This window comes from Lacticaseibacillus suibinensis, assembly GCF_003946175.1.
Lineage (GTDB): Bacteria > Bacillota > Bacilli > Lactobacillales > Lactobacillaceae > Lacticaseibacillus > Lacticaseibacillus suibinensis.
In genome coordinates this window covers 101,061-111,198 of the sequence record NZ_RHOK01000007.1, presented here as the reverse complement: position 1 = coordinate 111,198, position 10,138 = coordinate 101,061, and the positions used below count along the sequence as shown (strand labels likewise).

Below are 10,138 nucleotides of genomic sequence, written 5' to 3'. Positions count from 1 at the left end.
GTACATCGTATTGATAGTAAGCATTTTGCGGGGTGTAAATCGTGTCGCCGGTGACCGCATTGGTGACGGTCTTATAGGTAATGGTCTGGGTCACTGGATCACGGAGCACGTTACCTTCAGCGTCAACGAAATGAATCGTCCGGGTGCTGTTAGCCGTGCCGTAGGTCATCTTTGGTGTGTAGGTGACGGTGACGTCGGTATCATTTGCGACAGCGGTGCCAGGCTTAACGGTTTCCTGCGCAATCTGGTTGTTATCAACATTGTACCCAGCGATGGCTGGCACATCGTATTGATAGTAAGCATTTTGCGGGGTGTAAATCGTTTCCCCGGTGACCGCATTGGTGACCGTCTTGTAGGCGATGGTTTGGGTCACTGGATCACGGAGCACGTTACCGTCAGCATCGACGAAATGAATCGTCCGTGTGCTAGTGGCCGTGCCGTAGGTCATCTTTGGTGTGTAGGTGACGGTTACTTCGGTATTTTCTGGGGTCATGTCGGTTGCGCCCACGGCTTGTTGGGCAATCGTGGTCTTGTCAGCCGAGTAACCAGCCTGTGCTGGCACGTCGTATTGATAGTAGGCACCTTGTGGGGTGTAAATCGTTTCGCCAGTTTGATCGTTCTTTACCGTCTTGTAGGTAATGGTTTGAACAACCGGATCTTTTGCCGTTGTGCCATCAGCGTTGACAAAGTTGATGGTCCTTGTAGATGTGACATCCTTGTCGCCATAGGAGTATGAGACTAACGAAGCCGTACTTAAAGTATCCTCTTCAGACCACGTACTCATATCATAGTTATATGACCCAAACGTGCCCACACCGGCCGTCGCGAGTTCGGCTTTCGTGCCTGTGTAAACCATCGGCAAGTTGACGGTGTAGTAGGTGCCTGCTGCAACGGGTCCATCAATCGTGATGGACTGCAATTGGTCCCAGGTAAAATCTGGGAACGCCGCCATGAGCTCCGAATAGGTCTTATAGTTACCATCGTCGCCGTCCTTAGAATATGTGACTGTGACGCCAGGCAAGGCGTCTTCAAAGGTTGCTTCAGTCACTTTGCTTGCGTCCAAAACCCATTTGCTATTATTGTCGTTGAAGAGCGGGAGTAAAATAATGGGATGAATGCTGATTGTGGTGCTGGTTGGATTGCCAACGGTGAAGCTGGCGTTTAGATTGTTAACATCGGAATAATTAACCTGCGTCTGGGCATATTTAACATTATCGCTGGCCCCTGCTGTGGTGTATTGAGTGGTAGCTTGATTACCAGTAGCACCGATGCTAGTAGTAACACTCCCCATGCCAGGCAAGACCGGGACCGGGGTTGGCAAATACACGCTATAAGAGGCGGTTGGGGTATCGCCAGGCGTGGTGCTGTCTTGGATGGCAAACTGGCTGACATTATAAGGGCTGGTGGCTGAGGTGTCGACATTATTCATGGTCAAATCAATCACGACATCGTATTTAGCGCCTGCCGCTAAAGTCCCGATTGAGTACCAAATGCGGCTCAGTTGCTGGAGATTATATGTGGCAACGAAGTGATCGGCATCATACCAGTGACCGGGCCAAATCACATTGCCTTGGTCACTGTAGTTGCTCGTGTAACCGGCGGCATGAATTTGGGCTTCAATATCGTCAATGCTGGTATTAATCGTGAAGGTTGGGCCATTAGCGGCGCCATTGGGGGTGTTTTGCCCAGTTGGCGGCAGGTATAGTTGCGCGGAAACATTCGTAATGTCACTGCCAGTGGTGTTGCTGATTTCGTAATGAACCTGCACGTTTTTGGCCGTGCTGGAAATTTGGTTTTTTCCCTGGCTGGCATTGTAGCCGGTTGTTGAGGTGGTACCGTCATCGTTTTCGGCTGACATCCAAGCATTGACGGTGACGCCGGTATTGGCTGTGATGGCACCGTTGCTTGGATCAACTGACGGCTGGACCACGCCGGCACCATCAGTTTGCTGAATGGCTGGGTCTGATGCTGGGGCAGCTAAAGCAGTTTTGGCGGTTACCTTAGGGGTCGCCGTGGTGGCAGCCGCAGTTGGCGTCGTTGTCGGCGTCTCAGTCGTGGCTGCCGCTGGTGCGGCCGTCGGGGTTTCATCTGTGGTTGGTGTTGTGTCTTTAGCGGTCGTGTTGGTTGGCACCGACTCCGTGCTGGTGGCCGCATTGTCTGTCGTATTCGCAGACGCCGCATCCGCTGTGGTCGGAGCTGTTTCAGCAGCAGTGGTCCCACTGGTACTATCTGTGGTGGCGGCGTTGACGCCTTGACCATTAGCCAGCGTGGTACCAACACTAAAAGCCGCAACGGCAGCTGCTGCAACTAGCCAGCGCCGTCCGGCCTTATACATTTTGAAACGTATTTTAATTGACTTGTCCATAGTGTCCTCCAATCCGCGAAAGTTCCCCCTAGCAACCATTGTAGGCCGGTGCCAAGGGAAAAACAACATCAGTTATCTTATAAACCGTTTGTTATTTTTGAATAATAAAAAAGTACAATGCTTGTATGCGGTGGAACTTGCGAGATAGCGTTTTCGATGATTAAAAAGCGTGCTTTGGATTCGATGCTACTTTCAACCTATCGCTGGGTAATGAACAATGCGCTAAAATGAGGGTAAACCAAGCGGAGGATGAGCGATGACGAATACATACGATGAGGCCAAATTCTTTGCCGCCTATGCCAAGATGCCGCGGAGTCAGCATGGGCTTGATGCCGCCGGCGAGTGGCCGGATTTTCAGGCGCTGCTACCGGACCTCAAAGGGAAACGGGTGCTAGATTTGGGCTGCGGGTACGGCTGGCATTGCCAGTACGCCGCCGAGCATGGGGCCAAAGCGGTGCTGGGCATTGACAGCTCAGCGCGCATGTTGGCCGAGGCCGAGGCGCACCACCGCCATCCCGCCATCACTTATCAGCAAGGGGACCTGGCAACGTATACCGCTGCGCCAAGCAGTTTTGACGTGGTGCTCAGTTCGCTAGCGCTGCATTACGTGGCCGACCTATCAGCCGTGATGCACCACATTGCAACGATGCTGGCGCCAGGCGGGGTGCTGCTGTTCACGATTGAACACCCGTTGTTCACCGCAGAAGGCAGCGAGCAGTGGGTAACCACTGCGGCCGGGCAGCGGGTGTGGCCAGTGGCTCACTACTTCGATGAAGGCGCGCGGGCGACGCAATTTCTGGGGCAAACGGTCACCAAGTATCATCACACCTTAAGCACGATTGTTAACAGTGTGCTGGGCAGTGGCCTGCAACTGAATGCTGTGGCGGAACCGCGAGGCAGTGCCGCCGACATTGAGGCCAAGGCAGACTGGACTCGGGCCCCGATGATGCTGATTGTCCGCGCGGAAAAAGCGCGCGTCGTAGTTTGATGATTCGCGCCCAAGGGCCTGATAGACCGCTTCGTTGTCCTGTTTCACGTGAAACAATAGCCGCTTTGTGATGAGCTATGAATCAAAAACCGATCAGCGCTTACTGATCGGTTTTTTCGTGCTTCGCGTTAGCCCAAGGCCAGTCGAAATGCGGTCGTTGCGGTTTGGGCAGGGTGGGTAAAATTGCCCCGCGCAGGGCTACAATCAGCTGGCCGATGGCGAACAGCCACTGCTGGCGGGCCATGGGGTCACCATGACGCAGACCACTAAAAATGGCTTGGGCATTATGCGGCCAGTCGGCTTTCAGTTCGGCAAAGGAACTGGCATCTGTTTGCGTGATGAGCGCGTAAGCAGCGTTGAGACACGCCTCTTTGGTTGCCTCATCCAAGCTAGCGGTCCAGGTGGCAATCGTGGTTTGCGCGAGTTGCGACAGCTGGTCGGTTTTGGGCAGAAACACGAAATCCTGATCCGCCACTTCCCAGCTAAACGGGTCATGCTGTCCAAAGCCATGGGCGTCGCTTTTGACTACTGAAAAACTAGCGGTGGGGTCAAACAAGGTGCCAATCAAGCTGGTTTGCGGTACGAGCTTGTGCAAGCGGCTCATCAGCGCCTCTGGCAAGGCTTCACCCAGGCCGGGGCCATCGGCGTTGAAAGTGGCAGTAATGCGCGTTTGCAGGTGTTTAGGCGCCTTGACGAAGGCGTAGGTCGCGAGCGTCCCACCTTTGGAATGCCCGCCCAGGATGAGCGGGCCGGGATAAGCGGCCGCAATGGTTTTGAGATAGGCCAAGGCCGCTTTTTGGGAAGGGATGGTCTGCATGTAGGCCATGTTGAAATCTTCCTTCCAGTCGACAAACGCCGCGCGCGTGCCACGGAAAGCGAGATACTGCTGCTGGTTCGGCAGGCTGAAGGTAATGGCGGAAAATTGCTTTTGGGCATCGAGATCCAGTTGTTGCACCTGGTCGTGCCAAATAATGTGCTGATACCGCGGCGCTGTGGCCAGCGTGTGGAGCAGCTGGGCATTGGCTTCTGGCCGCCAGGTGTCCTGGGTCAAAAGCGTGATTTGCTTGGGCTTAGTCAACCCGCCCAGCATGCCGCTAGCAGTCGGCAACTGATCGAAGGCAAAATACGCGAGCTGCGCCAAAATCACGCCATCCACTGGCGTCAGGGGTAGCTCGTTGAACGAAACCTCGGCATGCGCTTGCGCGAAATCTAGCATCGACTGCATAAAATCACCTCGCTGTTATTATGCCATAAAAGTAAAAGGCAGCGAAGCGAGGCTGGTCTTAGCCTGACGAGTAGCCTAGGTTCGGGCACTGAAGCCGCGCTTTGGCTTCGGTGTTCGAGCCGTAGCTAATCGCTCAGGCGTTAGCCTCGGGTAGCGCAACTAAACAGGCAGCGAAGCGACGCCGCATTTAGTCGGATGAGCAGCCTATCCTTTAAAATAGCGCGCTGTCACTAACGCACATGCAGAACGGCCATGGTGTCACCATTATCGTTCATATCAGGCACCACAATAAAACCGTGTTTGGCATAAAACGTTGCGGCTATTCGGTTGGTTGGATTGTAGCTTAGTACAATATCTTTCACTGGCCATTGCTCGACGATGTATTTGCAGATAAGGGGCAAAAAACGGTTGCCTAGGCCCTGGTGTTGCAGCCGACTATCAATCATAAACCGATCTAACCAGATATAGCCTGCTTCAGCGTTATAGGCGCCAATCATGGCAAACCCCACCACGACGTTAGCACGAAGGAGAGCCAAGGGGTGCCAATCGAATTGCGGAGTGTCTTGTACCTCAGTAAGTGATTCGGCATTAGATTCGATGAAAGTAGTTTGACTAGGCGTGACTTGCAACGCGATGACCGCTCGCCGGTTTTCATCAGTCACTGGGGAAATGGTGAGTACAGACATAAAGGAATGCTCCAGTTTCGTTTTCTGTTGTCTATTTCTGATACGCCATCCACAATCCCATCAGCGCGTCTAAAAGCATAATGATTGCCATTAACCACATGGCCCACATACTATTGGTGGCAACGAGGTAAATTAACAGCAAATTGAGGATGACCATGATCCAAGCTTTGAGTTTTGACACAATATCGTCTCCTTCTTGTTTAGAACGATTCTATCTTACACCTTTCAAGACAGCCGGTGTAGGTGTTAAAATCAAGGCGTATGAAAGGGGAGATTTGAATGGCAACGGTCTACAAGGACTACTTTTTCGACGAACCAGCATACAACACACACGATGGCGGCTATATCCCGCTTGAGGTCGCAGACGCGCCGGCACAGCCACTCGCCATTCCGGCGCTGGTGCAGCCGGATTCCGAAACCGACACGGATGCTTACTACACCTTGACGGCGCAGAAAGGGGAAACCCAGCTACTGCCAGGAGCAAAGACCAAGACTTGGGGTTATAACGCCCCGCTGTTGGGCACGACCTTTGCGTTCAAAGTGGGCAAGCATATCCACATCACCTTGAAAAACGAACTCGATGAGCTCACCACTTTCCACTGGCATGGGCTCGCGGTTTCCGGTCCTTACGTGGATGGGGGCTGCCATGCGCCAGTTTATCCAGGCGAAAGCAAACAAATCGATTTCACCTTGGATCAGCCGGCGGCGACGACTTGGTTGCACGCGCATCCTTGTCCTTCTACGGCGGAGCAAGTGTGGCATGGCTTGGCCGCAATGGTGATTGTGCATGATGACCATGAGTTGAACCTGCCGATTCCGCATGACTATGGCGTGGATGACATTCCGCTCGTGCTGCAGGATCGCCGCTTCCACGAAGATAACCAATGGGATTATCACGCGGATTATGATCCAGATGGCGTGCAAGGTCCTACTGCAATGATCAACGGGACCATTAACCCATACTTCGATGTTACGCGGCAAAAAATCCGCTTCCGCATTCTCGATGGCGCGAACCGGCGCGAGTGGCGGCTGCATTTTTCCGACGACCTTGAATTCACGCAAATCGCTAGCGACTCCAGCTTGCTGCCAGAACCCGTGCAGCTGACCCATTTAATGCTGACCTGCGCGGAGCGGGCCGAAATCATTGTTGACTTCAAAGGCCACAAACCAGGCGATACGGTGACTCTGTATTCGGATGATGTGCCGATTGTGACCTTTAAGATTCATGAATTTGCCGCCGATGATCGCGTTTTACCTGACCACCTACTTGAGATTCATGCGCCGAAGGTCTTGCCAACCACGCCGGTGCGTAAAGTCGTGATGAGTGGCATGGATGAGGCCGTGGCGCTGGATGGTAAGAAGTTCAATATGCAACGCATTGATGCCACGCAGCCGATTGGGCTCGCGCAGTACTGGGATATCTCCAATACCAATACGATGCATGGCGGCATGGTGCACCCGTTCCATGTGCATGGCACCCAGTTCCTGGTGATTTCCCGCAATGGCGGCGCCCCTTACCCGAATGAGCATGGTTACAAAGATACGGTCGGCGTGAACCCCGGCGAAACGGTGCGCATTCTGGTGCGGTTTGACCTACCTGGCGTCTACATGTATCATTGCCACATCATCGAACACGAAGACGGCGGCATGATGGCCCAGATTCAGTCCTACGACCCGAATCGGCCAATGCCTAAGTACAAGTTGATGGATATGGATACCCTGACTAAGGCCTTTGCCGAAGAACGCGGCGTCGATCCCAAGACGATGTGGATGGCAGGGATGGATTCTTATATGAAAATGGGCATGAAGATGTAGCCCAACTTAACGAAACCGAGGATAACCCGATGGCATATACTGTGGATTTTAAAACCGTCAGCGAAGTGGGCTTGACCAGCTCGCCAGTCGCACCGGCCCTGGCTGGTTTGCGCGCAAATGAGGCGCGCTACTTCTGGAACAAATATAAGGTGCCTTTCACCACTGAACCAGCGGCAGAGCGGCCAGAGCTTGTGGCCTATGTGGCGACGATTTTGAAAGAAAAAGCGGTCGTGATCGCCGCCAAGCCGCTTGAAGTGGCTCAGCTAGAGGTCGAAGGCGTGCGCTGGACCTATGTGTTCTACGAAGACGGCCTCGCCATCAACGTGCTCTACACGCTAGCTGATGGTGGCAAGCGCGCCGTTGGGTTCAAACTCTCAGATGGCATGGCTGTGCCGGCAGAGCTGGCTGACAAGTTCAAGTTTGCTCGGCAAAAGTCGAAGCTCGCCGGCACCATTCGCGGCAGCTATTTTGTCATTAAAGGGGCATACTAAGCAACCGCCTGAATGCAAACTCGCTCAAGCCAACGTTGGCTTGAGCGAGTTTTGTATGGGGTGATATTGCCCGGGAAATACCCGGCTTAGCGGAGCTGATTTTCCACCTTCTGTGACCAGGGCTGCGCATGCAGCATCCAGGTCACGCCATAGCGGTCCGTGAACTGGCCCATTTTGCCGCCCCAAAACTGCTCGGCATAAGGCATGGTCACCGTCACGGCTCGTTTCGCCTCGAGCCGCGCCCACAGTGCATCGGCGGCGGCCGCACTGGCGGGGTCCTCTGAGTTAATATCCAGCTCCAAGGTGATTTGTTGCTGGGCTGGGGCGCTGGCGCCATTAAAAGCGTCGGCACATTGAATCTCGGCCCCCAAAATGGTGAAGCCGCCGTGCATGGTCAGCTCGTTCAGGTCAGCGTCGGCCGGGATGCCGAACTGACTGGCCTGGTCTGGCGTCGGGCTTAAGCGGTAGGTGTTCGTGGCGCCGAATGCCTCCTCATAATAAGTGATAGCTGCCTTAGCGTTGGGATAAGCAATATAAGGAAATAATTTGGTTTGCATGGAGCAGGCCTCCTCTGATTTTGCGCCTAGTATGCGCGCCTTGGCGGCCTAATGCCACCATTTTGTTATCCGACAAGCCTCGGTCCGCCTGCAGCAGGAGGCGCAAACAACCACCGCGCGTTATACTTAGAGCGATGGAGGACACTCAATGAAATCATTACGCTACATAAATTCGCTGATGCGAGAATTTTTCTCCCGCTGGGGCAGTTATCTTTTACTGGTTGAACTGGTGGCTGCGGCGACTGCCGGGGTCGCCGTACCGCTGATGCGGTGGGCCACTGCCGGCATCTTGCGCCAAGCCGGAATTCCCTACCTTGGCGTGGATAACTTTACTTTCGTCCTGCTGCATCACCCAGGTGCTACGGCGTTACTGCTGATGCTGCTAGTGTTGCTGTTGGTGTTGGTGTATCTGCAGTTCGCGGTGCTGCTGGGCGGCATTGCCAGCATTCAGCAGCGTGAAGGGCTAGGCGTGCGGGGCATTGTCCGCGAAGGCCTGGCAGATCTGCGCCACCTGCGGCCATCGAGTTTCGGCTTTTTTGTGATTTATCTCTTATTAATTGTTCCTTTCGCTGGGGTGGTCGTGCAGTCGGCCTTGCTGAATAAGGTGAAGATTCCAGCGTTTGTGCTGGATTGGCTGGGCACGAAGCCGCTTTTCGCCATTCTGGTGGCGGTTTTCTATGGGGCGGCGGCTTACCTTGGGCTGCGGTGGGTGCGAGTGCTGCCGAACACAATTTTGCGGGACCAGCCGCTCCTCACCGCGGCGCGGCAGTCCTGGCACCAGACCCGTGGTAAGTTTTGGCGCTATTCTTGGCGGCTGTTGTTGCTGACGGTAGGGGCGACGTTGGTGGGCTGGGTGTGGTCTAGCGGCCTGATCGGACTGCAGACGCTGCTTGATCGGACGGCCATCGCCTTTCCCGCCGCAGTCGTGTTACTCACGCTGCTGCTGGCGGGGCAGACACTGTTAGGCGGGGCGTCCAGCGTTTTATACTTGCTGTTTCTCGTGGCGCCTGATGAGCTTCGGCCTGCCATCCGCCCGATTCCGAATAAGCACCATTGGCTGCGCCGGATCATCGTGCTGGTGTCCGGCGGCGCTGTGGTGGTGATTATGGCTGCGTTTGGGGCCTTTTATATGACTGGTGCCTTGGCCGAGCACCCGCTGACCATTTCCCACCGCGGGGTTGATGCAGGCAACGGGGTACAAAACACCATTCCAGCGCTACGCAAAACCGCAGCGGAGAGGCCTGATTTTGTTGAAATGGATCTGCATGAAACCAAAGACGGTCAGTTCATTGTGCTGCACGATGAAAATTTAAAGGCGTTGGCTGGCATCAACCGTACGCCGCACCAGCTGACGCTCGCTCAGCTAAAGCAAATCACCGTGCGCGAAAACGGTCACGCCGCCAAGCTCGCCAGTTTCGATGACTACTTAACCGCGGCTGAAAGGCTCAATCAAAAACTGATTGTTGAGTTGAAACCGGCGCCAGGTGACAGCCCCCAGATGCTGGATCATTTTATCAGCCGCTATGCCAAACGGCTGGTGGCTGATCATGACCGGATACATTCGTTGAGCTACAAACTGATGACTGAGCTACATCAGCGCGTGCCTAAGCTCTATGCCGGTTTTATCATGCCGTTCAGTCTGGTGGCGCCGCAGACCGACCTGTCTGGCTACACCGTTGAGGAGACCACGCTGGATTCAGAGCTGGTCGATACCGTGCATGCCCAGCATCAAAGCGTCTGGGCCTGGACCGTCAATGATCCCGACACCATGGCGCAGATGCTGTTTGAAGATGTCGACGGCATTATCACCGACAATCTGAGCGAGCTCAAGCAAGTGATTGCCGAGCAAAGTAACCATCCCAGTTACGCCCAGCGGCTGCGTTTGTTCGCCACAACGTTGGATGACTTTGGAGATCCGGTGATTGGCAACTCGTACTGATGAACACGGACCCCCTGCGGCTTACGAGGGACTAAAAAGGCTCACCTGACAGCGGTCGGGTGAGCCTATTTT

General features: G+C 54.4%; 9 protein-coding genes. 4 read left to right on the top strand and 5 right to left on the bottom strand.

Features of this window, described 5'->3' with window-relative positions; genetic code table 11:
- Positions 1-2,365: mucin-binding protein (locus EKM90_RS05175; protein ID WP_164507867.1), on the bottom strand; the 2,365-nt coding region annotated here is incomplete at its 3' end.
- A 256-nt stretch (positions 2,366-2,621) separates the two neighbouring features.
- On the opposite strand from EKM90_RS05175, the gene EKM90_RS05170 reads away from it, so the two are divergent.
- Positions 2,622-3,353, top strand: a complete 732-nt coding sequence (locus EKM90_RS05170) for a class I SAM-dependent methyltransferase (protein ID WP_125580372.1) — start codon at positions 2,622-2,624, stop codon at positions 3,351-3,353.
- 100 nt (positions 3,354-3,453) lie between these two features.
- Here the strand turns inward: EKM90_RS05170 and EKM90_RS05165 are convergent, their stop codons facing one another.
- From EKM90_RS05165 to EKM90_RS12765, 3 genes are all read right to left on the bottom strand, one after another.
- Complete coding sequence (locus EKM90_RS05165) at positions 3,454-4,569, bottom strand: Mbeg1-like protein (RefSeq protein ID WP_164507866.1); 1,116 nt, start codon at positions 4,567-4,569, stop codon at positions 3,454-3,456.
- Between the two features lie 239 nt (positions 4,570-4,808).
- Positions 4,809-5,264 carry a GNAT family N-acetyltransferase gene (locus EKM90_RS05160; RefSeq protein WP_125580369.1) on the bottom strand — a complete coding sequence of 152 codons (456 nt, stop codon included), beginning with the start codon at positions 5,262-5,264 and terminating at the stop codon, positions 4,809-4,811.
- Between the two features lie 31 nt (positions 5,265-5,295).
- The gene (locus tag EKM90_RS12765) at positions 5,296-5,445 is read right to left on the bottom strand and encodes a hypothetical protein (RefSeq protein WP_164507865.1); all 150 of its coding nucleotides are present in this window, start codon (positions 5,443-5,445) and stop codon (positions 5,296-5,298) included.
- Between the two features lie 98 nt (positions 5,446-5,543).
- Between EKM90_RS12765 and EKM90_RS05155 the strand changes: the two genes are divergently transcribed.
- Positions 5,544-7,079 (top strand): multicopper oxidase family protein, encoded by a 1,536-nt coding sequence (locus EKM90_RS05155; protein WP_125580367.1) that lies wholly within the window; start codon positions 5,544-5,546, stop codon positions 7,077-7,079.
- 29 nt (positions 7,080-7,108) lie between these two features.
- Complete coding sequence (locus EKM90_RS05150) at positions 7,109-7,570, top strand: phage tail protein (protein WP_125580364.1); 462 nt, start codon at positions 7,109-7,111, stop codon at positions 7,568-7,570.
- A gap of 86 nt (positions 7,571-7,656) precedes the next feature.
- Here the strand turns inward: EKM90_RS05150 and EKM90_RS05145 are convergent, their stop codons facing one another.
- Entirely contained in the window at positions 7,657-8,127 is a 471-nt protein-coding gene (locus tag EKM90_RS05145) for a VOC family protein (protein ID WP_125580362.1), read from the bottom strand.
- A gap of 148 nt (positions 8,128-8,275) precedes the next feature.
- On the opposite strand from EKM90_RS05145, the gene EKM90_RS05140 reads away from it, so the two are divergent.
- Positions 8,276-10,066 carry a glycerophosphoryl diester phosphodiesterase membrane domain-containing protein gene (locus tag EKM90_RS05140; protein WP_125580360.1) on the top strand — a complete coding sequence of 597 codons (1,791 nt, stop codon included), beginning with the start codon at positions 8,276-8,278 and terminating at the stop codon, positions 10,064-10,066.
- Positions 10,067-10,138: the final 72 nt, after the last annotated feature.

Excerpts from the sequence above, each read along its gene's own strand:
- EKM90_RS05160 (WP_125580369.1), bottom strand. The coding sequence starts at position 5,264 with ATGTCTGTACTCACCATTTCCCCAGTGACTGATGAAAACCGGCGAGCG.
- EKM90_RS05155 (WP_125580367.1), top strand. The coding sequence starts at position 5,544 with ATGGCAACGGTCTACAAGGACTACTTTTTCGACGAACCAGCATACAAC.
- EKM90_RS05145 (WP_125580362.1), bottom strand. The coding sequence starts at position 8,127 with ATGCAAACCAAATTATTTCCTTATATTGCTTATCCCAACGCTAAGGCA.
- EKM90_RS05140 (WP_125580360.1), top strand. The coding sequence starts at position 8,276 with ATGAAATCATTACGCTACATAAATTCGCTGATGCGAGAATTTTTCTCC.
- EKM90_RS05165 (WP_164507866.1), bottom strand. The coding sequence starts at position 4,569 with ATGCTAGATTTCGCGCAAGCGCATGCCGAGGTTTCGTTCAACGAGCTA.
- EKM90_RS05150 (WP_125580364.1), top strand. The coding sequence starts at position 7,109 with ATGGCATATACTGTGGATTTTAAAACCGTCAGCGAAGTGGGCTTGACC.
- EKM90_RS05170 (WP_125580372.1), top strand. The coding sequence starts at position 2,622 with ATGACGAATACATACGATGAGGCCAAATTCTTTGCCGCCTATGCCAAG.